Source organism: Ottowia sp. SB7-C50 (assembly GCF_033110285.1).
Lineage (GTDB): Bacteria > Pseudomonadota > Gammaproteobacteria > Burkholderiales > Burkholderiaceae_C > Ottowia.
Genome location: NZ_CP136995.1, coordinates 1,255,426 through 1,278,916, shown reverse-complemented (window position 1 = coordinate 1,278,916; position 23,491 = coordinate 1,255,426). Strand labels below are relative to the sequence as shown.

The following is a 23,491-nucleotide window of genomic DNA, read 5'->3' as shown; positions in this document are numbered from 1 at the left end:
TCGGCGCGTGCCGGATCAGCCATCGCTCACGTGGGACATTTTCTGCCAAGTCGTCGACAACCATGGCGACCTGGGCGTGTGCTGGCGCCTGTCGCGCCAGTTGGCGTCGCGCGGTCACGCCGTGCGGCTGTGGGTGGACGACGCCAGCGCCCTCGCGTGGATGGCCCCTAGCGCCACGCAAGGCGCCGTGCCGGGCGTGCAGGTGCTGCCCTGGACGCAGCCCATCGACGCGGCGCTGCTGGCCGCGCTGCCGCCGGCCGACGTGTGGGTAGAGGCCTTCGGCTGCACGATAGCTCCTGAATTCATAGCTGCACGCGCTCATCTGTCCAGCGCTGGCGGCCAGAATGGCTTGAAACCGCCGGTCTGGATCAACCTCGAATACCTCAGCGCCGAGCCTTACGTCGAGCGCATGCACGCCCTGCCCTCGCCCGTGCTGCACGGCCCGGCGGCGGGCTGGACCAAGTGGTTCTTCTACCCCGGCTTCACGCTCGCCACCGGTGGCCTGCTGCGCGAACACGACCTGCCCGCGCGCCAGTCGGCCTTCGACCGCGCGGACTGGCTGCGCGCGCACGGCATCGACTGGCGCGGCGAGCGGCTGGTGTCGATGTTCTGCTACGAGCCCCCCGCCCTGGGCACGCTGCTGCGGCGATGGGCCGAGGGCGACGAGCCTACGCGCCTGATCGTCACCGCGGGCCGCGCGACGGCGGCCGTGCAACACGCGTTGGCACATGAAATCGGCCTGCAGCGCTGGATGGACGAGGGCGGGCAGCTATGCATTTCATATCTGCCGCCGGTGCCCCAACCCGACTATGACGCGCTGCTGTGGACCTGCGACCTGAACTTCGTGCGCGGCGAGGACTCGCTGGTGCGCGCCCTGTGGGCCGACGTGCCCTTCGTCTGGCACATCTACCCGCAGCCCGAGGACAACGCCCACCACGCCAAGCTCGACGCCTTCCTGCACTGGTTGAGCGCACCGCCCTCACTGCGCCGGTTTCACCGTGCCTGGAACGGCGTCGGCGCCGAACCCCTGCCCGCGCCCGAAGCTGCCGCCTGGCAAGCCTGCGTGCATGCCGCACGCGCACGGCTGCTGGCGCAGGACGACCTGGCCACCCAACTGGTCAGGTTTGCGGCGCAAAAGCGTTAGAATTCAAGGCTTTGCGAAAAATCGCCGGCCTTGGCGGCCGCATTGCGTTTTTCGCCCCACGCCGCAGCGCGCCCTGTTGTTCCATCCCAGTGCACGAGCGGCCCCCGCTCACCCTCATCTGGAACCCACACCATGAAAATCGCACAGGAAATCCGCGCCGGCAACGTCATCATGCACGGCAAGGACCCGATGATCGTCCTTCGCACCGAATACGCCCGCGGCGGCCGCGGAGCCGCCACCGTGCGCATGAAGCTCAAGGCCCTGCTCAGCAACATGGGCACCGAAGTCGTCTTCAAGGCCGACGACAAGATGGACCAGGTCATCCTGGACCACAAGGAGTGCACCTACTCCTACTTTGCCGACCCCATGTACGTCTTCATGGACGGCGAGTACAACCAGTACGAAGTCGAATCCGAGAACATGGGCGACGCCCTGAACTACCTGGAAGACGGCATGGCCGTCGAAGTGGTGTTTTACGACGGCAAGGCCATCTCGGTCGAACTGCCCACCACCGTGGTGCGCGAAATCACCTGGACCGAGCCGGCCGTCAAGGGCGATACCTCGGGCAAGGTGCTCAAGCCCGCCAAGATCGCCACCAACTTCGAAGTCGCGGTGCCGCTGTTCGTCGCCCAGGGCGACAAGATCGAGATCGACACCCGCACGGGCGAGTACAAGAAGCGCGTCTGAGCCGACGCGCCCACCCGGCGCACCCCGACGCACCCAAGCCCCGGATTCGGGGCTTTTTTCATGCTGGCGCCCGTGTATATTGCGTTGGCAGCTTCCATAAAAATAGCAGACCATGGAAACCACCCAAGATATCAAGCAGTCCAGCCGCTCGTCCCTCGCCGATGCCTGGGCCGAACTGCAGGCCCACGCCGACCACGGCGAGCCGCTGCAGCCCGACGCCTACCGGCTGGCCTTTGCCGACCCGGAATTCCTGCTGCGGCGCGAAACGCGCGGCATCCGCTTTCAGCTGGAACTGCTCAAGCCCGACCTGGGCCTGCAGGCCGCCGGCGTGCACAACACCGTGGTCGTCTACGGCGGCGCACGCTTTGTCGCACCCGACGTCGCCCAGGCCCAGCTCGAGCAGGCGCAGGCCGCTGGCAACCCGCAGGTCATCGCCCTGGCCGAACGCGCCATCCGCACGTCGCGCTACTACACCGACGCGCGCGAATTTGGCCGCATCGTCGCCACCTACAGCCTCAGCCAGCCCCAGCAGGAAAAAATCTTCATCTGCACCGGCGGCGGCCCCGGCGTCATGGAAGCGGCCAACCGTGGCGCCCACGACGTTGGCGTTCCCTCGGTCGGCCTGAACATCGCGCTGCCGCACGAGCAGCACACCAACCCTTATGTCACGCCAGAACTGGCGTTCAAGTTCCACTACTTCGCGCTGCGCAAGATGCACTTCTTGATGCGCGCGCGGGCGCTGGTCGCCTTCCCGGGCGGCTTCGGCACGCTGGACGAACTGTTCGAAGTGCTGACCCTGGTGCAGACCCGCAAGGCGCAAAAAGTGCCCATCGTGCTGTACGGCAGCGACTACTGGCAGCGCCTGCTCAACCTGCAGGTGCTGGTCGACGAAGGCGCCATTTCACCCGAGGATCTCGATCTCTACCAGCTCGTCGATACGCCCGAGGACGCGTGGGGGATCATCCGGCGGTTTTATGGGTTGTGAGCGTACAGTCGCCCTCGCGTAGATTTTTTGACAGCATGGCCCGATGGCAATGGCCAAAGAAAAAGGCCGCTGGGTGGATGTTCCTAGCGGCCTTTGTACAGAGGTATGGTGGCGGAACACGGAACCGAACCCGCGTCTGCAATCCGAGACAGATGGTAACGCCTTGGCCCTGAGGGCGTGGATTCGAGGAATTGACCAAATCAGTTCGCCAGCATTTACCCCCTGCTACGTCCGTCACCCGGCGATTTCTCAAGCATGACAAGTCCAAGAGCTAGGTAAGATAACGTCGTCGGCACACGCACTGGAAAGAACGCGCAAGCGCGTTCATCAGCGAATCTCAAGGAAACGAAGGTGATGGAATGCAGCAAATGCGGTGCTACGGTGACGAACGGAACAAAGGGTTCTGCGTGCATTGCGGTGGACAAAGCGAGACCGTCGATCATGTTCCGTCGAGGGTTCTCTTGGACGAGCCATATCCGGACAACCTGATGGCGGCCCCGGCGTGCCGCAAATGCAACAACGAATTTTCCATCGACGAAGAGTATCTGGCCTGCTTGCTCGAATGCGTCATTGCCGGCGACACCACCCCCGATAAGTTGCGACGGGCCAAGATTTCACGCATCTTGCAGCGGAACCCCTCGCTCTTGGAGCGATTGCAACGGGCGTGGATGAATGACGTGCACGGCCCAGTTTGGGCGGTCGAACTCGACCGGGTGAATCGCGTCATCGTCAAGCTGGCTCGCTGCCATGCAGCGTTCGAATTCAACGAACCACAACTCCACGAGCCATCGCATCTTGAAGTGAAGCCACTGCCGCTCATGACGGAAGAAGAGCGGGAAGCCTTCGAACGTGATGACGACAGGTTCGAAGTCTGGCCCGAGGTCGGGAGTCGGGCGATGCAGAGAGTGCTGATGATGGACAGCGAAGCTTTCGTTGAATGGCTGGCAGTGCAAGAGGGAAACTATCGCTTTCGTACCAGCCAAGCCAACGGGCTGACCGTAAAGATCGTGCTTCGAGAATATCTCGGATGCAAAGTCGTCTGGGACTGACTCGACAGGCAGCGCTCATCATTGCGGAAATTTCGAAGTGGATTGGCCGGACCGGTGACACCGCCTGCGTGTCGACCAGTGGGCGCAAAAGACCGTGCAACACGCAGAAATTTGCTCGCCGGAGAGGAACTCTCAAGCCTCCATCTTCTGCTGGGTCGCCTGGCCCGCTGTATTCATGCTGTGAATGAAGGACACGTTACCTTGGGCGACAGAATCCTTAAGTGGTGCCCCACCCGCGATACCAAAGGGGGCGGGAGATCTTGTCTCTGGGTATACTATGGGTCATAATGTCCGCAATTTTACCCAGAGAGAGCCACGATGACCCACGCCCAACCGCTGGAGCTGCTTAAGCAGGCGCGTAACAGATTCACCCAACGCGAAATTGCCGATCATGTTGGCAAAGACACCAAGACCGTTAGGCGTTGGGAAAAGGGCGAGACGCCATGCCCCGCAATGCTCGAACCTGCGCTGCGCGACCTTCTACAGCAACCGAGAACCCCAGCCACGGAAGGCGGCCACAGCTTCCGCTTTATTGACCTTTTTGCAGGCATCGGTGGCATTCGCATGGGCTTCGAGGCTCATGGTGGCGAATGCGTGTTCACCAGTGAATGGAATGACTTCTCGAAAAAGACCTATCTCGAGAATTACGGCGATAACCACCCCTTCGTCGGTGACATAGTGCCGTATCCAGCCGAAGACGTACCAGATCATGACGTCTTGCTTGGGGGATTTCCTTGTCAGCCTTTTAGCATCGCCGGGGTGAGTAAGAAAAATTCGCTAGGTCGCCCGCATGGCTTCGAGTGCACAACGCAAGGGACTCTGTTCTTTGATGTGGCTCGCATTATTGCCACTAAGCGTCCCAAAGCATTCCTTCTGGAGAACGTCAAAAACCTGCTGTCACACGACAAGGGGCACACCTTCGAAGTGATTCTGCAAACACTCAGAGATGAGCTCGGCTATGACGTGCATTACAAAATAATCGATGGACAGCACTTCACTCCTCAGCACCGCGAGCGAATCATCATTGTCGGTTTCCGTGGTAACACAGGCTTTTCATGGGATGACCTGATGCTGCCAAAAGAAGGGCCGCGCCTTGCGTCAATCCTACACAAAACCGATGGCACAGAGCCGTTCATTCCGTGGGATGGAGAGCGCTTTTTTGATCACGGCAAAAAAGTCGTCCAGCCAAGATACACACTGACTCCCAACCTGTGGACCTACCTGCAAGCCTACGCAGAGAAGCACCGCGCCGCAGGCAATGGTTTTGGATTTGGCATGGTCTATCCCAATAGTGTTACTCGCACACTGTCCGCACGGTATCACAAAGATGGATCTGAAATTCTTGTGTGGCAGGGTGAGAAAAAAACGACCACGCCGACTGACACCCCGAGAATGTGCGCGTCTGATGGGCTTTCCTGACACTTTTCGGATACCCGTAAGTGATACACAGGCTTACCGCCAGTTTGGCAACAGCGTAGTTATGCCGGTGATGCAGGAAGTCGCCCGCATCATGACTCCTCACATACGAGCATTGGTTGAACACGAACGAGACGGCACTCCACTTCCGCTACGCTTGTTTGCCTGATGGTTGACGTAGTGGACAGCGCTACACGTAGCCGGATGATGTCCGGTATACGTGGACGCAACACAAAACCGGAAATCCTGATTCGCAGCCTGCTGCACCGTCAGGGTTTCCGGTTCCGTCTTCATGTCCGCGACATGCCAGGCAAGCCAGACATCGTGTTACCTCGCTACCGTGCGGTAGTATTTGTGCATGGATGCTTCTGGCATGGGCACAACTGCCCACTGTTCAAGTTGCCAGGAACCCGCCCGGACTTCTGGAGCGAGAAGATTGAGCGGAATCAGAATAACGACAACCGTGCCAAGGCGGCATTGCTGGCAGACGGTTGGCGGGTTGGCGTCATATGGGAGTGCGCCCTGCGCGGCGCTGGGAAAAATATCGAGGGAGTAGCACAGAGCCTTGCCGAATGGCTTCGTAGCGACACCCCGTTGATCGAGGTGCGTAAATGAAGTCCGGATACTTGTCAGAGTATTTTGAGGGGGGTCGCCGCCAAGCGACTGAGTGCAGTTGAGGCAGATGAAACGCGTTCAAACCAGCATGAATACAACGCGACAAAACCGATGCTGGCTTTTCTTGGAAGGCCAGAAGAAAAAACCAGAATTTCTGCGCGTTTTCTCTACCTCACCGATGATGATCCAGAACCAATTGTTGAGGATGCTTTCCTCACTTTGGGCAATCGGCGACATGGCAAGCCACGAGCACCGGAATTTCGCCTTTACTTCCCTACCACGACTGTTTCCCTGAACGCGAGTGAGGGCGATCTGCTAGTCATCGCCAAAAAACGCGACGGAGGCCTCCTCGTCATCATTGCAGAAAATGGTTCAAGTATTGGGAGGCAGATTGAATGGTTGTTTGGATTCGCCGACTTGGCGCACCCGGGGTTCTCAGTAAAGTCTGAGCTAGAAACGGAACAGGACCGTATCGAGTTTGCATCCCGGTTTATTCTTGAAAATATCGGCATTGCAGTTGAAGCATCTGAGGATACCTATCTTGATGAGATGCTCAGCCGCTTCAATAGTCGCTTCCCTACCACTCGAGAGTTTTCGGCTTATGCGCGTTCAACTCTCAAGGACCTTTCCCCAAAGGATCAGCCCGACCTTGTTCTGATGACGTGGATGGAGCGTGAGGAAATCCTTTTCCGAACACTCGAGCGCTATCTTATTGCCGACCGATTGTCAGTTGGCTTTATTGACCCATCAAAGACAGTGATTTCTCCTGCGGGCTTTCCCTTTCACTCAGACAAAGAACCGGATGGCATACGTAAAAAAGTAAATGGAATCGATGTTGACAGTTTTATTTCGTTCTCGCTGTCCGTGCAGAATCGGCGAAAAAGCCGTGTTGGCCTTGCGCTGGAAAATCATCTGGAATTGCTGTTTTCAGAGAATGGTCTTCGCTACACGCGAACAGCCGTAACAGAAAACAAGGCCAAGCCTGATTTTCTATTCCCGGGCGTGGCTGAGTACCACAATCCATCGTTCGATTCTCTAAAGCTCACAATGCTTGGAGTGAAATCGACCTGTAAAGACCGCTGGCGGCAGGTTCTTGCCGAGGCCGACCGGATTGATGACAAGCATCTACTGACATTGGAAACAGCGATTTCCACGAATCAGACTGACGAAATGGCTGCAAAGCGGCTGCAACTCATTCTGCCGCGAAGTCTGCACCAGACCTATACGCAGCCCCAGCAGGCATGGCTTATGGACGTGGAGGCATTCATTAGTCTGGCTCGACAGCGCCAGAACAGCTAATGGAGCCAATTTTGATGAGCATTAAATGGGATGTGAGCGGCAAAGAACTGCGGTTAATTGAGCGGACAGGAAATATTCGAGTTCCTTCTGTTGATGAAATTTATGCTGCCCTCGTAGAGCGCAAGCCCACTGAAGATGGAATTCCCACGAGTGTGGCAGATCTGCGAGTGTCTCGGTATCCATTGGTTCCGCGCTTGGTTATAGACGAAGGCAGCGATGGAATTCCAAAATATTTGCTTACTGCGAAGTGCCGTGGCTTGCTTCTCTCGCTTGATTTGTCTGATCTGGAGCGAGGACATGTCATTCTAGACGGCACCTGGTATCCAATTGACACGCCAACGAGTACCGAGATTGCCAAACTGCTGCTCGACGCAGGTGCAGAGCTTGGCCCTGTTCAATCATTGAAGTCATTCCTTCACGTTCGCAAGGCCGCAGCGGCAGGCGGACCAGTTGACGACATTACGGCGACCCTATCTATATCGCCTTGTGCATTTATCCCGACAGGTCACGACACGCCAAACGGTGTTGATGCAAACCTTTACTCCTATCAGATTTTGGGGTGGCGATGGCTGAAATTTCTGCTCTCAGAGGGGAGCGGAGGATTGCTTGCCGATGAAATGGGGCTCGGGAAGACTCTCCAGATCATTGCGGCACTGAGTGATGCTGGCAGCGGCCCTCTCCGGCCTTCACTGATCGTCGCTCCGGGGTCGCTGCTCGAAAACTGGCGCCGTGAAATCAGAAAATTTGCTCCAGGGTTGAAAGTCCTGAAACATCACGGACCAGTCCGGACCGGTCGTCCCGCAGATCTAGCTGAGTACGACGTCGTCGTTACCTCGTATGAAGTGGTCGTTGGGGACAATAGCCTGCTTAATATGATCCGATGGAAAGTGGTTGTGCTTGATGAAGCACAGTTCATCCGAAATCCATCTGCCCAACGAAGCAAGGCAGTAAAGCATTTGCAGCGAGATGCAGGTCTCGCGGTGACAGGAACACCGATCGAGAATCGACTGCTTGATGTCTGGTCAATAATGGACTTCGTGTTTCCGGGATACTTGGGTGACGCAAAATCCTTCGAGAAGCAATTTCTCAATAACGCAGATAGTGCCGCTCAGCTTGAGCCCCTGATTTCTCCTTTGATGCTACGAAGACGCGTCGCCGAAGTTGCTCAAGACCTGCCACCTCGTATTGACATACCCCAATTGCTCGATCTGGCCGAATCCGAGGCCGCAGTATATGACGCAGAGCGTGAACGTATATACGCCGAATATGGTTCGGCCGCCACACTTGTTGCGCTGACGTCTCTCAGGCGGTTTTGTGCGCACCCCAGTCTTATGGGTGGAGATGTTGATACAGCTGATCCCATGACGTTTACAAAATTTCGGCGGCTCGATGAGATCGTAGAGGAAATCTTCGAGCGGGACGAAAAGGTGCTGGTCTTCACATCTTTTACTGCGATGGCGGACATCATCGCGCGGCATGTCATGAAACGCTTCGGTGCATTCGCAGGAGTCATAGATGGACGCCTTCCAATCGAAGAGCGACAGCCGATGATCGACCGGTTCGGTTCCATAAAAGGCGGTGCGGCGCTAGTTCTCAACCCTAAGGCAGGGGGGGGCTGGTCTCAACATTGTCGCCGCCAATCACGTGATCCATTACAACCCGGAGTGGAATCCCGCTTTAGAAGACCAAGCTTCAGCACGCGCTCATAGGCGCGGCCAAGAGCTCCCGGTCACGGTACATCGTTTGCTCATTGCGGACACCGTCGAGGATGTCGTGAATGACCGTTTGACGAGGAAAAGGACTCTCTCAAATGCCGCAATTGTTGGCATCGAAGGGAAGGATGAGGACTACGGCGACATCGTGGCGGCGCTCAGCCGTTCGCCGTCCAAGCAAGAGAGGAAATAGGATATGGAGCGTCGGATAGCCAAGGTTCTGAGCGCGAATGACACTGGTGAGACAGGGGGGCATCAGGCAGGCATTCTCGTCCCGAAAGAGCCCCATCTGCTCTCATTTTTTCCGGAGCTGGATCCAAAACAGTACAACCCTCGAGTCCATCTACGTTTCCTAGATGATGGAGGCACCTTCTGGGAGTTCGCTTTCATCTATTACAACAACGCCTTATTTGACGGGACGCGTAACGAGTACCGACTAACGCGAATGACAAAATATATTCGCCAGGCAGGACTCATCGCTGGAGACGAGTTAACTCTCTCTCGCGATGGCGATCGATATTTGGTGTCGCACCGTAGAGAGCGGAAGGTGGAACGTTCTGGGAGCGTGCTCAAGCTAGGCACTGGTTGGCGCATTGTTCCGATTTAATACAACAGGAATAGGAATATGAACGACTTCGAAGAAATAGAACTGCAGCCCGATCCAGAGCGTGTCATCGTTGGTCTTCGGGACACTGGGTATGAGTTCAATACTGCTGTAGCCGATATCGTGGACAACTCGATTGCTGCAAATGCGACAAAGGTTGTGCTCGAACTTTCTGCTGATTTCAGGGGGAATATCCGACTGATGATTGCAGATAACGGCGATGGCATGGACCGTCAAGGGCTGATAAATGCCATGCGTTATGGTTCAAAGGCACGGCCGAATCCTGCAAGTCTCGGTAAATACGGTCTCGGCCTTAAAACTGCCTCTACTGCGTTCTGCAAGCGCTTGTCTGTGATATCCCGTCCAGATGGGAAAACACCAGCACTCATGGCAACCTGGGATTTGTACCACGTAGCCAAAGTAAACAAATGGTCGCTTCTTGTCAGTGATAAATGCGACGAGGAATCACTTGAATCGCTAGATGAAGTTGCTCCCGGCCATTCCGGAACTGTAGTGCTTTGGGAAGAAGTTGATCGTTTGATCAAAGATTATTCGACGCCATCCGGAAAAACAGCTCAGAAGGCACTCAAAGCAAAAGAGGACGCCCTTCGCCAGCACCTTGCAATGATTTATCAGCGGTTTCTGGATCCAAACGACAAACGAGCCCAAGACGTGAGCATAGAGCTTAACGGCGTGCCTGTCATTGCATGGGACCCCTTTCAGAGGGGGCTATCCGAGCTCGTGGCCGAAGAGACACTGCAAGTTGAAATGGACAGCGGCAAGGAGGCATCTTTCGTTGTACGTGCATTCATCTTGCCTCGCAGGGAGGAATTTCCCGATGACGAGCTCGCCAAGAAAGCGATGCTCACTAACGAACGGCAGGGTATTTACATATATCGCGAGAACAGGCTTATTCACGACGCCGATTGGCTAGGTCTTTATCAGAAAGAGCCGCATATTACCCAACTACGTGTCGAGTTTTCATTTGATCACCGTCTGGATGACGCATTCCATCTTGACATCAAGAAATCTCAGATTATTTTGAACGAGGATTTGGCTTCATGGTTGCAAGAGTCTTTTCTACCTGCGCCAAGACGTGAAGCAAACAGACGCTCAAGGGAAGGACAGCAGAAGTCAATCTCTAAGAAGGGAAGCGGTGCACATGACACCTCTAACAATAATATCCGCAATCGGGAGGCAGCAGCGGGTGGTCCAAAGGTTGGTGTCGTAGACCCAGTAGCAGGCACTGCTGAGATCGACAACAAGTACGGCAAAACACGCCTCAAACTAACGATCGCTGCTGCAAAGCGCCCAGGTGAGGTGTTCGTGCAGCCGGTAGAGGGCATTAACAATGGCCTGCTATTTCAGCCCGCGATCATTGAGCAGCACAAAGCCGTACAGGTCAACACCAGTCACCCCTATTACCATAAAGTCTATGTCCCAAACCTCAATCGCAGTGTGACGATGCAGGGTCTGGATTCTTTGATGTGGGCACTTTCGGTGGCGGAACTGTCGACGGTACAGGATGGAACAGCCGCGATGTTCCAGGATATGCGTTACGAGATATCCCGCATTCTTGAGAAATTGGTAGAGACTTTACCCGACCCTAACGGTGGTGAAGACGAATGACAAAACTCGACCCGCGGGCACTCGCGGAAGCGGTCTCAATAGAAACGGGACTCGGATTTACAGGATCTGAGGGACGTACCAGCGAAGGAGTTCGCTGGCTAGAGCTAATTCCAGCAGGACATCCAGCTGGGCAAACCTTCGCTATCCGCGCCGAGATCGGGTGGCGACGGATTGATGTTCGCTTCAGGCTCGGCAGTTTCGCCAGTGAGCTTATGTCGTCAGTTCGGTCTGCAGACGAATCTGGGCGCCGCGTGTTCCGAGCCGTACTAGACGCATGTAGCAATGCGGGAGCTGATGTTGTCTTGAACTTAAATGGTGCGACAAGAAGCCATAAGGACGATGCTGTATGGAACGAATCTTGGCGAAGCTTTGGATTCGCTGTCGGCAAGGGGATGCTCGCGATCAATGAGGGCAACGACGCCGCAGATATGCGTCTGATAGAAGAATGGACCACCCGCGTCGCAGCTGCTGTTATCGCCCTCTTGCCGGTCGAAGTAGAAGTCGAGGAAGTCCTTGATGCGCATGGCCTGCCAGAGGGTGCCAAGATGCGAATTGAAGTCAATCGCTATGAGCGCGACCGGCGCAACCGCGCGGCAGCGTTGGCGATTCACGGTCACAGGTGTATGGCCTGTGGTACCGATATGGCCGAACGGTACGGACCTGTCGCCGAGGGCTTGATCGAGGTTCACCATATCGTTCCTGTATCTGAGGTCGGTCCCGGGTACATCATTAACCCTAAATCTGATCTTGTACCTCTTTGCCCTGATTGTCATTCGGTAGCACACAGACGATCGCCGCCGTACTCGATAAAGGAACTACAGAGCATGTTGCGCTACGATTGCGCTACTTCCGGAAATATTCGCATGCAATCTGGACAGTGAAGGTAAATGCTGAATTCAGCCAAGTGCTTGTTCAAATACAGCGGCCCAACAAGCTATGCCCTTCAAAATCTTAAGGAAGGCACGCTCTTTTGCCAGCACTATGCTGCCTATAACGATCCGTTTGAATACTGGGCCAGAATCATTGAAGGAATGCCAGATTCAGAACGAGAACCGGACAGATTCATTGCTGCAATCAGAGCTTGGGGGTTCGATGTTTCAATAATCGAAGAGGCCAGAGTAGACTTCTTGATTAAGGAGCACTTTTTTGAATATTTTAATGAATGTCAGGATTACGTGCCACCCTTTGACGTGATGCGGGAAGGAATGCGTATTGCATGCTTTAGCTCTGAACAGGACAGCCTTTTGTTGTGGTCACACTATGGTGATGGGCTACGCGGTTTTTGCGTCGAATTCGATGAAAATTCGCTAACGAACAGTGAGCCAAAAGGCGACTTTCTAGATGTCGCATATTTGAATTCCCCCCCCAAAAGTTGACAGCTTCATTTACGGCATCGCATGGGATCAAGATTGGTACAGTCAGACCGCGATTCAAGAAACGAATGCAAGGATAAAATACCAAGGCAAGCCAGAGCCGTGCGCTGAAATTCAAATGTATGAAGAGTCAGGGGCTGAGGCACTTAAGACTATGCGTGATATCTGGCAGCAGGTCTTTGCAACCAAGCCTGCCGAATGGAGTTACGAGAGAGAACGGCGCCTTCTGGTACAGACCAACAAGTCTGACAATACGCCTCTGGTTCGAAGCTACCCTCGTGAAGCCGTGAGAGCAGTTATTGTCGGAGAACGAATGCCAGATGCCTACAAAGCCGAACTTTTGGCCGTACTCGCGGAAAACTACGCAGGGGTTCCAGTAAGGACAGCACGTAGAGCGCAAAGTGCCTATGCCTTGGTTATTGATTGAGCTTCTCGCGCGCCACAAACCATAATGGGCTTACTACCAACGCAGCGGCATTGGAAATAACGTTTAGAACGGCATCCTCAGGGATTTGAGCTCCTCATCCCTGACCCTAGGAGAGGTGATTCCCCGCATTTCCTCGACCATCTTTGCCGCAAGGTCGGATGGTCGGTCAGAGATTTGGGATCAACTGTTTCCGGCGGAGCAGACCCGGATCGTGAAGTTGCTGGTGGAGAAAGTCATCGTGTCACCCAACGACCTCGAAGTGCGACTGCGCGCCAACGGCATCGAACGCCTGGTGCTGGAACTGCGTCCCGAGCCGGTCGAGCAAACTGAGGAGGCCCTGGCGTGAGCGACATCCGCATCCAGAAAACCGGCGAACCGGGCATCCTGCAGACCAGCGACGGCAGGCTGACCCTGTCCGTACCGATCCAGATCAAGCGCCGCAGTGGCCGCAAGTTGGTCACTCTCCCGAACGGTGAGACTGCGCCGGTCAGACCGTGGGACGTGGCGCCGACCTCCATCCAGCTGGCGTTGGCCAGGGGCCACCGCTGGTTGGCGATGCTGGAATCAGGAGAAGCGAAGTCCTTGAAGGAGATCGCCACGCGGGAAGGAATCGACAACAGCTACGTCAGCCGGATGGTCAACCTGACCACACTGGCACCCGACATCGTGGCGGCCATCCTGGACGACGTGCTTCCGAACCACATTACGCTATTCGACCTGGCGGTTGATCCGCCAGCGCTGTGGGATGAGCAGCGGGCCAGGCTTGGGCTTTGATCGGCCTCCATCTGTGCCTGACGGCCATTGCGGGAGGGCGATGTCAGGTATTTGCTGCGGTACTAGGGGGGCATTTGGAAAGCAGTCATTCAGCGCTAAGTGCCACGGCGCGCCATCCATATCGCTCTTCCTTAGGATGCTTGGCATAAACCAGTACTGCGGCTACGTCATTAACATCAGCTGGGATGCTTTCAACTAGATGCGGAGGAACAAAACCATCGTCGACAAACGCAAATCCTTTGGCGTTCCGCTTCAGATGACCATTCGCCACCCGTACATCGACATCTGGACGCGGGCCGGGCGCAACGGCAAAGATATCCGTCCGACCCGTCTTTTGGTTTTGCGTGGTCCGAAAAGAAACGCCCTGGCCTAACGATGGTGGTTGAGAGCCGACCCAGGCACTGTCGTCGACTCCAACTTCGATGTCGCGATTGATGAAAATCTTTGTACGCTTTTCCTCTGATCCCACGCGCGAGACGACGCCAGATCCGGCATCTGTGCAGTCCCACTTTGAGCCTTCCGGACGCGCTGCAATTTGGACGATATCCTCGCGATTGCTTTCCAACTGCTTGCCAACAACGAGAGTTACAGGGTCGCCAATCTTGAAGGAAGAGACACGCGCACCCCGTCCAACGATACTGACCGAGGCGCCGCCGTTCGCTCGCACAGAGAACCTCGGAAGGGGCCTTATCTTTCGACCAGGTGGTGCTTCCTTTTTCTGGTGTGGCACGATGACGCCCAGATAGGTCGCAGACCTCACTTCCACCGAATCGAAGCACAGCACCAACGCTTCCTGGGAGTGCCCAGCGTAGAAATCTTTCTGGTTCTCGGCTTCGGGCGCTGACGGGTCATACCAATTGCTGCTGATCAGCTCCTGAAGCTCTTTGTCGATTCCCCAGCCTTGTTCCTGCCGAATGTTGATGGCAGTGACGAGCTCACTACTTGCTTGGGAGAAGTCTCCTCGCTCTGCCAACATCTGCGCCAGTTCACGATGAACATTGACGGTGAATTTTGGATCAGAGCCACATTCCAGTGCGCGGCAGGCGCACGCGAGCGCGAGATCGGGTTGATCCTCAGCGTATAGGCGCGCTGCCTCTGCCCATACCCAGAATTCATTTCTCTTGGCCTTGATCACAGAGCCAAGAATGCTGGTGGCCTCGGCGTGTCGATGAATGCGCCGCAGCAAGAAAACCTTGTCCCAATCCAGCCAAAGAGCATCATCACCCTCAGCCACAGGTCGAATTCGGTCTATCCACTCAAGCGCAAGATCGATGTCTTCTGGCGTGGCATCGTGGAAGGCTTTAACCCATTTTGCCAATGCACGTGCGACGCCAAGTGCGATCGGTGGGTAGCGATTCTCATCGCGCTGGCTGTATTGCCAATCTTCCGTGCCTAAACCATCGTTACCAACCCACCGAATGAACCCTGGAAAAGTTTGAAAATGCGGTGCAATTTTGCACACCTCTCGAATGATGTTCGAGAGTGCATTGTCTGGGCGACGTTTCGGCTGTCTTGCGAATCGGCGAAGTTCTGCATGGATCTGGCTAATGGTCTGCATTGGGACAGGCTGCGAGGCTTTCAGCTTTGCTCCCACCATGGAAACCAGGGTCTTGACGAGGCCATAGAAAGCCCAATCAATCTGCGTCCTCAGTTTAAAGTCGTCAGGATCATTGGCTAGATCTTGAAGACCGAGGTCGATAGCCTCCTGGAAACGCCCCGATTTCCGGAGCGCTTGTACGTCCGCCCACGTCATTGCAAAGCCGACCTTATTGTTTCAACAGCCTCGGAGTTGCTGTATGTCAGCGGGCGCAAGCTCGAAACCAGCCCCTGCTTGTCGAAGTTAATCTCAAGACCGACGCGTTCATCCTGGTTGCGAGCAACGGTAGATGCTAGACGGTAAGGCGTCTCGGCAGCGGATACGATCTTCCAGCCAATCCGGTCCAAACGCGCGCGAGCAGAGCGAAGCAAGGTTTCAGCCTCAGGTGAATATCCAGTCGTTTCGACGCATGCGCTGGCCAAGTCGGTAAGTAAAGGCCACTGCGCCGGATCTTTCACGTGCATGGCGGTGACGACGTTCTTTCCGTTGTAGGCGATCCGCAGCTGGCATTGTTCTTCTTGCGGTCCAGATAGATCGTACTGCTCTTGGTAAGGGTGGCAGGCCGCCTTTACGACCCGCCAGCCCAACCGCTCTGCTGCGTTGACGACACGGAGCCAAATTGCTATCGACTTGAGAACATCTTTTGATTGGTCTAGCCCCTCAGGCAGGCTGCGTTGCTGGTCTTTCTCGGACGCGATTCCGTTGGGCTGGAATGTCCAGCCAGCGCCTACTGCAATGTCCGAGGCCTCTTTGACTGCACCCGCATTCCATACAGCAGCGTCAAATGGGTGGATATCGCTGAAATTCAAAAGAACCAACTCACGTTCAGCGACAGTGAGCGCCGAGTACAGCCAGCGGAAGAATCCTTCCGAGTGCCGGCCGGCCGCATGGTCGCAATTCACGTAACAAACTGGCTGCGACATGCCCTGAGCATGGTGAACGGTCGATGCATAGCCATAACGTGCGTAGGTGAAATCTGGTGCGGGCGGTGGAGCCGACCGGCCTTCTATTCCTTGGAGCGCGGCCTGTTTGCCGTCGAATGCCTTCTCTCGGTCACGCTTTATGGCATTTCTCCAAACGCTTTCAGCGACAGCAGTCTCTTTGTCCAGCTCTGGTTTTTCCGCCTTCAGAAACTCCTCGAACACCTCGAGCTCAACCTCATCTCGACTATGAATCCCACACCTGATGGAATGAAACTTGATAGGGCCGCTTTTTACCCAGCTTAAGCCTTGCTGGTACAGGGTACGCTCGCCGACACTCGCGACGGAGATGCGCCCACCGGATTGCATCGCCACGCGTGAGCCGAAAGCGTCGCGCGTATCTGGGCTGACGTATATCTCCAAGAGGTCCCCGACCTCCACGGCGTCCAAAGAGCTCTTTCCGTGCAAGCGCTCCCGAACCCATTGCGTCAATGCATTTGCTTGGCCATGCGTCTCGGCCAAATACCAGACGGAGCCTGGGTCCGCACGAAAGTGATCCAATATCTCGCTCGCTGCGTCCTTCTTTTCGACAATCCTGAAACCGTCGTCAGTCGACAGTTCCAGCGCAGCGAACTTCTGCGTTCCGATGGCAGACACCAACTTGACCGCATTGGCCAGTTTGGCCGAGCCGCCAGTAGTATCGATGAGTTGAGTCAGCTCGAGTGACTGGTGCTTCAGTCCCCGTGCTTTCTGGAATTCACCAGAAAGCACCGATTCCTCGGAGCTGCCACGCTGGATCTGGTAGGGATCGCCAAAAAATACAACCTTGCGCTTCGTGTTTCCGATCTCGGCGAAATCGAAGAAATCCGATAGCAACTGGCCGCTGCCATATTGCTTGCCGTCGGGAGTCGAGAAGCGCGAATTCCCCAGCAAATGCGAGTCGTCCAGCAGGTAGACACTGTCCGTTGCGTCATCGCATCCGCGCAACGGAATGACCTTGACTTTTTTCTGCTCTGCCACATTTTCAAGCTCATCATCGCCGTTGACGCTGCCCGTATAGAGATGAGCGTAGATGCTGTTTGACTCCACCTCAGCTCCATCGGCAAGGCGCCGGTTGGGCTCCAGGACGATGACCTGTTTACCTGCCTTCTTGACCTCGTCGGCCACCTCGGCCAGCAGGCGGCTTTTGCCAGTCGAGGTCATTCCCAGCACTGAAAAACTTACGAAATCGTCCGCAGCGACAAAGTTGCACAGCGTCTGTAGAGCCTCTCGCTGATGTCCAGTCAGCGGTGTGCGGGCCTGCGGCAGATCGGGATGCGAATGAATATCGCGCACCTGTGGGCGACTGGAAGCCCATTCAATCGGCTGAACCCCGAGCCTGCGGACAATTTCCAATGCTTCGTCTTTGCCAATCCTTAGTTCGGGCGAGGAGAGGCCATCGAGCATGGCAGCGCAGCTGGTCAAATCCGTCGGGTAGAACCAGGAGCGAACCTTAGATGGAAGTTCCAACTGATCTTCGATCCGGCCTGAAAATATTACGCCAGCAGAGATGTGGCCGAGATTGCGTCCGGACAGCAGTGCCTTTGATTGCAGCCAGTCCAGAACGGAGAACTTGTTGTCGCGTAGTTGCTGGTAGGGGTTGGCCTTCCGTCCACCTTTGACTATCACACCATCAGCTTGCCAGGGCCCGTTCTCGGTGCCAGTCAGCTTGCCGCCATAGCTCTTGAAGTCGGCCACGATGATTGCTGACGGTAGGATGCAGACCAAGTCGATTTCCGCGCCGTTCCACATCGCGTTTGCAATCGTAATAATCCAATCGGTGCTGTTTGCCCAACGCTCCTCGAGTCGGTCCAGAAAAACGTGGAGCATCTGGTTTTCATGAGTGCGGCTGGCCTTCTCGCCGTAAACGAGGATGGTCATTGGCTACCTCCGTCGCAACAACGCATCCAGCAGGTGGTCGACGGTCTGATCGCCACATTGAATTGATTCATGACAGGCTTTCCATGTATGGGCGCATCACATTGGCCACGCGGCACAGGGTGGCATAGCGCCAGAGTTCGTCCATGCTCAAGCGCTTGGCGCGCCAGCCTTCCTGTAGCGCCTCGAGGGCGACATCAAGGCCGATCTTCTTACGGAACTTGAAGCAATCGGCCACCGTGCGAGCGACGTTGGTCACGCGCACCAGTACGCCATCGATGACACGTTCCTCGATCCCCTCTGTTAGTGCGGCACCAGAGAAACGGACGATGCGTAGCGGTGGGTAGTCCATCTTTGGCGAGCGGGCCTTGTTTGGAATGGCCAGCCAGACCTCGAACGGCGACTGTGTGGTGAGTTCATGTAGCCGAAGCGCTGACAGCAGGCAAATGATGGCTTGCGGGTGCTTGCTGGCTAACTCGGCTAGCGCAGCGTGTTCCGAGACGGGCCGATCCGGAATCGCGTACAGACCACGTCCAACCCGCTGCAGTAACCCTTGGCGCACTAGCCGCGTCAGGGCGACAGTCGGCAGCCCACGCTCATTGAGGTCGCATGGGCGGATAAGGCCACGTTGGGCGGCGAGATCCAGAATAGTCTGGTGCGAGCTTTCCATGCTGCAATGATGTTGCATTTTGTCGGTAGGCGTCAATAACTACCGACGAAATACAACGATCCTTGTTGCTTTTGCCCACCAATGCTGCAATCCAACCGCTTGATTCGTCCGCGCGTAACCCGTTGATCTGTAATGGCCTTGCTCACGGCCTTTGCGGACTTCGGGACAGTTCCAAGGAGCGAGGTCGGAGCGAGGAATGGCCAGGAGAGAGTGGAATGTGGCCCGGAACGGTCAATTCGCGCGACTGGCGAAGTCCGCAGGCTTCCGCAGGGACCCGCACGAGTACGTGGGAACCGGCGCGATCAGGTAAGAAAAAACCCCAACCGAGCACGGTTGGGGTTTCGTTATTGGTGGAGCTGGCGGGATTTGAACCCGCGTCCGCAAATCTTCCACGCCCAGTTCTACATGTTTAGCGGTCTGATTTGAATCTCGCCACTTCGGTCGCGCAGTCGCACGCTACCGGAGCAGCCAGTGCCCTTGAATCTCGTTCACGCCCAAGGCACCCGGACGTGAACCAGCCGATGTGGATTCCCTCGCAGCCTGGAAGTCTTGCGACCCCCTTGCCCAGCCCATCGGCCTGCTGTTGCGAGGCTCACCGGTGTTTAGGCGGCGAGTGCGAAACGTTCGTCGTTTGCAGTTAGTTTTTTTCAGCGGATTAACGAGGTGACTGAACCTCGACATGCCCTGAGGCGATTCCAACCCACGTCGAAACCAATGCAGCCCCTGTGCAGGGTATTTTAGTCCGACTGCAGCAATTTCAAGAGGTCGCTGGGTCGATGGATCCAGGCGTCGGCAGGCCATCGGCGTACATCGGCCTCTGCGCCCAGGTAACCATAGCAGGCGGCGACGGTCGGCACGCCGGCTGCGCGGCCGGCCTGCATGTCGCGTTCGTCGTCACCAACGTACAGGCAATGGCCGGGCGCTACGCCGGCCTGTCGCATGGCTTCGAGCAGGGGCGCGGGATGCGGCTTGGTGTGCGGCGTGGTGTCGCCGCAGACGATGGCGGCAGCGCCCTTGAACAGCGGCATGGCGGCGGCCAGGGGCAGGGTGAAGCGGCGGGACTTGTTGGTGACGACGCCCCAGGCCATCTGGCGCTGCGCCAGGCCGTCCAGCAATTCGCCCACGTCGTCGAACGGGCGCGTCAGGCGCAGCATGCGCTGCTCGTAGCGGTCGAAGAATTCTTCGCGCAAGGCGGCATAGTCGGCATGCTCGGGCGTCAAGCCAAACGCGATGCCCAGCATGCCGCGCGCCCCCGATCCGGCGCTGGCGCGGTAGGCCGCGGTGGGCAGCGACGGCAGACCGCGCGCGACACGCATTTCGTCGGCAGCCAAGCCCAGGTCGGCAGCGCTGTCGATGAGCGTCCCGTCCAGGTCGAACAGCACGCAACGCACGTGGCGAAACATGGGCGCGCCCTGCTTCAGCCGCCGGCGTCAACCGGTTTGCGCGCGGCCAGCATGTAGTTGACGCTGGTGTCGCGCGACAGGCGATAGCGGCGCGTGACCGGGTTGTATTCAAGCCCGCGGCTGTGCTGCACGGCCAGGCCGGCGGTACGACAGAAGTGGCTCAGTTCGCTGGGGCGCAACAGGCGTGCATATTCGTGCGTGCCGCGCGGCACCAGGTTGAGCAGGTATTCGGCGCCCAGGATGGCGAACAGGAACGACTTGGGGTTGCGGTTGATGGTGGAGAAGAACACCCATCCGCCCGGCTTGGCCAAATGCGCACAGGCCTGCACGATGGAAGCCGGATCGGGCACGTGCTCCAGCATTTCCATGCAGGTGACGACGTCGAAGCTGCCGGGCTGTTCGGCTGCCAGCGCTTCGGCGGCGACGTGTCGGTACGCAATGCGCGGCGTGCCGGCGTCCAGCGCATGAAGTTGCGCGACCTTGAGCGACTTGTCGGCCAGGTCGATGCCCAGCACGTCGGCCCCCTTGCGCGCCATGGCGTCGGCCAGGATGCCACCGCCGCATCCGACGTCGAGCACCTGCGCGCCGTCCAGCGGCGCAATGCTTTCGATCCATTCCAGGCGCAGGGGGGTTGATGGCGTGCAGTGGGCCGAATTCGCCCTCCAGATCCCACCAGCGATGGGCCAGCGATGAAAATTTGGCCAGTTCGGCCGGGTCCACGTTGGCAGAAGCAGTCATGGGCGGATTGTCCCATGCCCACGTGATGCAAGGGTTGAAGGCAGTCAGCGCGCCAGGCGATGAAAGCGCGAAAAGCGCTCGCGCTCGGCGGCGACTTCGGCCTGCGTGATGCAGACCTTCGGCAGGGGGGCGCCGCGGCTGCGCCAGTAGGCACGCCAGGCTTCGCTTTGATACGGGTCGGCCACGACGTAGCCTGCCTGCTCCGGGCACGCGGCGGCGTCTGCGCAGTTGCGCCAGGTGGCGCCATAAATGACGCGCCCGTCGCGCGTCAGGCCCGGAAAGGCACTGGCCAGCACGCGATGACGTGCGTGGTCCATGCGAAAGGTCTGGCGCAGGTCCCGGTCATAAACGTAGACGCTGCCCAGGTCGCTGTAGGTGAGCCACGCCGCCTGCCCACTGCTGGCAAAGCCCGACACCGCCTTGCTGGGCGAAAAGCCCAGGTCGGCCCGCAGGTCACAGGGATGGGCGTCGGATGCGCCGGGCGTTGCCAGACCGTACACCCGCATCGACGGCTGGCCACTGCGTGGCGCCTGCGGAATGGCGGAAAACTCGGTGCCATCCACCGACAGCATGGGCAGTGCGTAGACGTTGCCGTCCACCGGCGCCCGCCCGCTGCAAATGAACGTCGGGCCATCGCTGCGGACCAGCCGGGCCGACCTGCCATCGTCTTCCACCTCGATGGTCGCCAATTGCAGCGGGCCGACGCCCTGGGTGTCAGGGTCGGCGCTCTGCGGCCAGCTGAGAGAACGGATGAGGACCGTGTCGCGCTTCGACACGCCAGCCGAGGCGACGGACGATGCAGCGGAAGGTGCCAACCCTTCGGACGCCGCGGCGTAAAACCCGGTCATGCCGCCCTTGAACAGTGGCCGCGCCGCCGTCTGCTGCGTCAAAACGGACGCAAAACGATAGTGATCGCCGTTGACGTCGACCAGGTAGCGCCACGTGCCCTGCACCGGAAACGCTTCGTTCGACAACGGCGTGCGAAATACCTTGACTTGCCCGGTCGATTCTGGCAGTTCCATCAGGCTGACTTTGCCCAGGCGGGCGCCTGAATAGGAGCGCAGAATGAAGCGGCCGTCCGGGCTGATGCGCTCATACGTACCCAGGACAGGCGCGCCCCGGTCGTCACCGCCGACTTCGCGCGCGTCCAGCGGCAGATAGGTCAGCGGCGCAATGCAGGTATTGGCTGGCGGAGGAACGGCATCGGCAACCGCGCTGGCGCAGCCCAGCAGCAGCGCTACAGGGGCCGCGTGGAAGGCACGCGAAGATTTCAGCGGCATGCCTGTCGCTCCAGATCGTCGTGGCGAGATTGCAGTAGCTGCCGCCAAGCGGCCACCGGCATCACGCCCAGGATGGGCCACGGGTGCGTGCGGCCACAGCGGGTCACGATGGCCGCAGGGGCGTGGTTCAGCATGCCACAGGCAGCGGCAATCTGCTCCTCCAGCACGGGCACATCCAGCAAGTCGGCAAGACCTTGGCTCTGCGTGGCTGCCTGCCACTCATCCCAAGGAACGCGAGGGTCGCGGTACGCCACCACGGCGATTCCCGCCTGGCGCGCCGCATCGGCCATGCGCGGCCATTCCAGAAGGGCATAGGGCATGCGCGGCGACAGCAGGACGTGCACCCTCGCCTGCGCTGCGGCGTCGTGGCCCAGTCCGCTCAGGTCGCAGACCGACGCCGCACCGGCGCTGCTCGTCGCCACCAGACCAATCAACAGCAGCAGGCCGCGCAGCCAGCGCGTGGCGGGACTTGTCACACCAGCATCACACCCCAAAAAGACAAAAAGCCCTGGAGGCTTTCGCCCCCAAGGCTTTCTTTCACCGTCTCAGGTCGATCAGTTGGCGCGCGTGCCAACCACTTCGACTTCAACGCGGCGGTTCTTCGCGCGGCCTTCGGCGGTGCGGTTGTCAGCGATAGGCTGCTTCTCGCCCTTGCCTTCGGTGTAGATGCGGTTGCGCTCAATGCCCTTGGAGACCAGGTAGGCCTTCACGGCTTCGGCACGACGCACCGACAGGCGCTGGTTGTAAGCATCGGAACCGATCGAGTCGGTGTGGCCGACGGCGATGATCACTTCCAGGTTGATGCCCTTGATCTTGCTGACCAGGTCGTCCAGCTTGGCGCGGCCTTCGGGCTTCAGCACCGACTTGTCGAAGTCGAAGAAGGCGTCGGCGGCGTAGGTCACTTTCTGGGCGGCGACGGCAGGTGCGGGAGCCGGAGCCGGAGCCTTGGCGGCAGGTGCCGGAGCAGCAGCAGGCGCAGGAGCCGGAGCAGCCTTGGGCGCTTCCAGGGCGCCATCGCAGCCAGGAGCGGCGGTGGCGGGCGTCCAGAAGGCATCGCGCCAGCACAGTTCGTTCGTGCCGTTTTTCCAGATCAGGTTGCCATGGCCGTTACGCCAGTTGTCGGAGTTGATCGTCGAGCCAGCTGCGAAGGCGGAACCAGCCACGGTTGCAACAGCGAACATGATCGCTACTTTGTTCAGTTTCTTCATGGTTCTCCTCAGGGGAAAAAAGCCGCAGCCGGGCTGCGATAAAT

23 protein-coding genes, 1 other RNA gene and 2 pseudogenes are annotated in these 23,491 nt (G+C 57.8%); 16 read left to right on the top strand and 10 right to left on the bottom strand.

The annotated features are described in order from the left end of the window. Positions 1-7 precede the first annotated feature (7 nt). From earP to R0D99_RS06080, 11 genes and pseudogenes are all read left to right on the top strand, one after another. Entirely contained in the window at positions 8-1,144 is a 1,137-nt protein-coding gene (gene earP / locus R0D99_RS06120) for an elongation factor P maturation arginine rhamnosyltransferase EarP (RefSeq protein ID WP_317750497.1), read from the top strand. Between the two features lie 132 nt (positions 1,145-1,276). Beyond that, positions 1,277-1,831 (top strand): elongation factor P, encoded by a 555-nt coding sequence (gene efp, locus R0D99_RS06115; RefSeq protein WP_317750496.1) that lies wholly within the window; start codon positions 1,277-1,279, stop codon positions 1,829-1,831. 112 nt (positions 1,832-1,943) lie between these two features. Then, positions 1,944-2,816 carry a TIGR00730 family Rossman fold protein gene (locus R0D99_RS06110; protein WP_317750495.1) on the top strand — a complete coding sequence of 291 codons (873 nt, stop codon included), beginning with the start codon at positions 1,944-1,946 and terminating at the stop codon, positions 2,814-2,816. Positions 2,817-3,277: 461 nt separating this feature from the next. Further along, positions 3,278-3,865: a hypothetical protein gene (locus R0D99_RS06105; RefSeq protein ID WP_317750494.1), complete on the top strand. Its 588-nt coding sequence runs from the start codon at positions 3,278-3,280 to the stop codon at positions 3,863-3,865. Positions 3,866-4,183: 318 nt separating this feature from the next. Next, a pseudogene (gene dcm, locus R0D99_RS06100) lies at positions 4,184-5,450 on the top strand (DNA (cytosine-5-)-methyltransferase). After that, positions 5,450-5,896: a DNA mismatch endonuclease Vsr gene (locus R0D99_RS06095; protein WP_314332496.1), complete on the top strand. Its 447-nt coding sequence runs from the start codon at positions 5,450-5,452 to the stop codon at positions 5,894-5,896. Before dcm ends, R0D99_RS06095 begins: the two are co-directional and overlap by 1 nt. Before the next feature lie 24 nt (positions 5,897-5,920). After that, entirely contained in the window at positions 5,921-7,195 is a 1,275-nt protein-coding gene (locus R0D99_RS06090) for a type II restriction endonuclease (RefSeq protein WP_317750493.1), read from the top strand. A gap of 14 nt (positions 7,196-7,209) precedes the next feature. After that, positions 7,210-8,904: a DEAD/DEAH box helicase gene (locus R0D99_RS06085; RefSeq protein WP_317750492.1), complete on the top strand. Its 1,695-nt coding sequence runs from the start codon at positions 7,210-7,212 to the stop codon at positions 8,902-8,904. Continuing rightward, on the top strand, positions 8,840-9,100 hold the full coding sequence (locus R0D99_RS17315) for a hypothetical protein (RefSeq protein ID WP_416365975.1): 261 nt from the start codon (positions 8,840-8,842) through the stop codon (positions 9,098-9,100). Before R0D99_RS06085 ends, R0D99_RS17315 begins: the two co-directional genes overlap by 65 nt. A 3-nt stretch (positions 9,101-9,103) precedes the next feature. Next, on the top strand, positions 9,104-9,514 hold the full coding sequence (locus tag R0D99_RS17310; RefSeq protein WP_416365974.1) for an EcoRII N-terminal effector-binding domain-containing protein: 411 nt from the start codon (positions 9,104-9,106) through the stop codon (positions 9,512-9,514). 18 nt (positions 9,515-9,532) lie between these two features. Then, positions 9,533-11,140 carry an ATP-binding protein gene (locus R0D99_RS06080; RefSeq protein ID WP_317750491.1) on the top strand — a complete coding sequence of 536 codons (1,608 nt, stop codon included), beginning with the start codon at positions 9,533-9,535 and terminating at the stop codon, positions 11,138-11,140. A 308-nt stretch (positions 11,141-11,448) separates the two neighbouring features. Here the strand turns inward: R0D99_RS06080 and R0D99_RS06075 are convergent, their stop codons facing one another. Further along, the gene (locus tag R0D99_RS06075; RefSeq protein ID WP_317750490.1) at positions 11,449-11,829 is read right to left on the bottom strand and encodes a hypothetical protein; all 381 of its coding nucleotides are present in this window, start codon (positions 11,827-11,829) and stop codon (positions 11,449-11,451) included. On the opposite strand from R0D99_RS06075, the gene R0D99_RS17305 reads away from it, so the two are divergent. The 5 genes from R0D99_RS17305 to R0D99_RS06055 all read left to right on the top strand — a co-directional run bounded on the left by R0D99_RS17305 (position 11,764) and on the right by R0D99_RS06055 (position 13,714). Beyond that, on the top strand, positions 11,764-12,021 hold the full coding sequence (locus R0D99_RS17305; RefSeq protein ID WP_416365990.1) for an HNH endonuclease: 258 nt from the start codon (positions 11,764-11,766) through the stop codon (positions 12,019-12,021). The genes R0D99_RS06075 and R0D99_RS17305 overlap by 66 nt on opposite strands. 6 nt (positions 12,022-12,027) lie before the next feature. Next, on the top strand, positions 12,028-12,516 hold the full coding sequence (locus tag R0D99_RS06070) for a DUF2971 domain-containing protein (RefSeq protein ID WP_317750489.1): 489 nt from the start codon (positions 12,028-12,030) through the stop codon (positions 12,514-12,516). 151 nt (positions 12,517-12,667) lie between these two features. Further along, complete coding sequence (locus R0D99_RS06065) at positions 12,668-12,940, top strand: hypothetical protein (protein ID WP_317750487.1); 273 nt, start codon at positions 12,668-12,670, stop codon at positions 12,938-12,940. A gap of 211 nt (positions 12,941-13,151) precedes the next feature. Further along, positions 13,152-13,286, top strand: coding sequence for a hypothetical protein (locus tag R0D99_RS06060; RefSeq protein WP_317750486.1), 135 nt, complete (start codon positions 13,152-13,154; stop codon positions 13,284-13,286). Then, positions 13,283-13,714, top strand: coding sequence for a LacI family transcriptional regulator (locus R0D99_RS06055; protein WP_317750484.1), 432 nt, complete (start codon positions 13,283-13,285; stop codon positions 13,712-13,714). The genes R0D99_RS06060 and R0D99_RS06055 overlap by 4 nt, the downstream gene beginning before the upstream one ends. Positions 13,715-13,799: 85 nt before the next feature. Here the strand turns inward: R0D99_RS06055 and R0D99_RS06050 are convergent, their stop codons facing one another. The 9 genes and pseudogenes from R0D99_RS06050 to ompA form a co-directional block, all read right to left on the bottom strand. Next, a complete protein-coding gene (locus tag R0D99_RS06050; RefSeq protein WP_317750483.1) occupies positions 13,800-15,467 on the bottom strand; it encodes a DUF7017 domain-containing protein in 1,668 nt (555 codons plus the stop codon). Continuing rightward, entirely contained in the window at positions 15,464-18,151 is a 2,688-nt protein-coding gene (locus R0D99_RS06045) for an NERD domain-containing protein (protein WP_317750482.1), read from the bottom strand. The genes R0D99_RS06050 and R0D99_RS06045 overlap by 4 nt, the downstream gene beginning before the upstream one ends. 67 nt (positions 18,152-18,218) lie before the next feature. Next, a complete protein-coding gene (locus R0D99_RS06040) occupies positions 18,219-18,818 on the bottom strand; it encodes a type IV toxin-antitoxin system AbiEi family antitoxin domain-containing protein (RefSeq protein WP_317750480.1) in 600 nt (199 codons plus the stop codon). 348 nt (positions 18,819-19,166) lie between these two features. After that, positions 19,167-19,542, bottom strand: a transfer-messenger RNA (tmRNA) gene (gene ssrA, locus R0D99_RS06035). Between the two features lie 13 nt (positions 19,543-19,555). Next, complete coding sequence (locus R0D99_RS06030; RefSeq protein ID WP_317750479.1) at positions 19,556-20,221, bottom strand: HAD-IA family hydrolase; 666 nt, start codon at positions 20,219-20,221, stop codon at positions 19,556-19,558. A 14-nt stretch (positions 20,222-20,235) separates the two neighbouring features. Further along, positions 20,236-20,959 (bottom strand): annotated as a pseudogene (gene ubiG, locus R0D99_RS06025) (bifunctional 2-polyprenyl-6-hydroxyphenol methylase/3-demethylubiquinol 3-O-methyltransferase UbiG). Positions 20,960-21,003: 44 nt separating this feature from the next. Next, positions 21,004-22,239 (bottom strand): hypothetical protein, encoded by a 1,236-nt coding sequence (locus R0D99_RS06020; protein WP_317750478.1) that lies wholly within the window; start codon positions 22,237-22,239, stop codon positions 21,004-21,006. Further along, positions 22,230-22,715 carry a hypothetical protein gene (locus R0D99_RS06015; RefSeq protein WP_317750477.1) on the bottom strand — a complete coding sequence of 162 codons (486 nt, stop codon included), beginning with the start codon at positions 22,713-22,715 and terminating at the stop codon, positions 22,230-22,232. The genes R0D99_RS06020 and R0D99_RS06015 overlap by 10 nt, the downstream gene beginning before the upstream one ends. Before the next feature lie 78 nt (positions 22,716-22,793). Continuing rightward, positions 22,794-23,447 (bottom strand): outer membrane protein OmpA, encoded by a 654-nt coding sequence (ompA, locus tag R0D99_RS06010; RefSeq protein WP_317750476.1) that lies wholly within the window; start codon positions 23,445-23,447, stop codon positions 22,794-22,796. Positions 23,448-23,491 lie beyond the last annotated feature (44 nt).

What these genes read in the sequence shown, in the direction of transcription:
- efp (WP_317750496.1), top strand. Translation starts at nt 1,277, where the DNA reads ATGAAAATCGCACAGGAAATCCGCGCCGGCAACGTCATCATGCACGGC.
- R0D99_RS06110 (WP_317750495.1), top strand. Translation starts at nt 1,944, where the DNA reads ATGGAAACCACCCAAGATATCAAGCAGTCCAGCCGCTCGTCCCTCGCC.
- R0D99_RS06095 (WP_314332496.1), top strand. Translation starts at nt 5,450, where the DNA reads ATGGTTGACGTAGTGGACAGCGCTACACGTAGCCGGATGATGTCCGGT.
- R0D99_RS06085 (WP_317750492.1), top strand. Translation starts at nt 7,210, where the DNA reads ATGAGCATTAAATGGGATGTGAGCGGCAAAGAACTGCGGTTAATTGAG.
- R0D99_RS17310 (WP_416365974.1), top strand. Translation starts at nt 9,104, where the DNA reads ATGGAGCGTCGGATAGCCAAGGTTCTGAGCGCGAATGACACTGGTGAG.
- R0D99_RS06080 (WP_317750491.1), top strand. Translation starts at nt 9,533, where the DNA reads ATGAACGACTTCGAAGAAATAGAACTGCAGCCCGATCCAGAGCGTGTC.
- R0D99_RS17305 (WP_416365990.1), top strand. Translation starts at nt 11,764, where the DNA reads ATGGCCTGTGGTACCGATATGGCCGAACGGTACGGACCTGTCGCCGAG.
- R0D99_RS06070 (WP_317750489.1), top strand. Translation starts at nt 12,028, where the DNA reads ATGCTGAATTCAGCCAAGTGCTTGTTCAAATACAGCGGCCCAACAAGC.
- R0D99_RS06065 (WP_317750487.1), top strand. Translation starts at nt 12,668, where the DNA reads ATGCGTGATATCTGGCAGCAGGTCTTTGCAACCAAGCCTGCCGAATGG.
- R0D99_RS06050 (WP_317750483.1), bottom strand. Translation starts at nt 15,467, where the DNA reads ATGACGTGGGCGGACGTACAAGCGCTCCGGAAATCGGGGCGTTTCCAG.
- R0D99_RS06045 (WP_317750482.1), bottom strand. Translation starts at nt 18,151, where the DNA reads ATGACCATCCTCGTTTACGGCGAGAAGGCCAGCCGCACTCATGAAAAC.
- R0D99_RS06040 (WP_317750480.1), bottom strand. Translation starts at nt 18,818, where the DNA reads ATGGAAAGCTCGCACCAGACTATTCTGGATCTCGCCGCCCAACGTGGC.
- R0D99_RS06030 (WP_317750479.1), bottom strand. Translation starts at nt 20,221, where the DNA reads ATGTTTCGCCACGTGCGTTGCGTGCTGTTCGACCTGGACGGGACGCTC.
- R0D99_RS06020 (WP_317750478.1), bottom strand. Translation starts at nt 22,239, where the DNA reads ATGCCGCTGAAATCTTCGCGTGCCTTCCACGCGGCCCCTGTAGCGCTG.
- ompA (WP_317750476.1), bottom strand. Translation starts at nt 23,447, where the DNA reads ATGAAGAAACTGAACAAAGTAGCGATCATGTTCGCTGTTGCAACCGTG.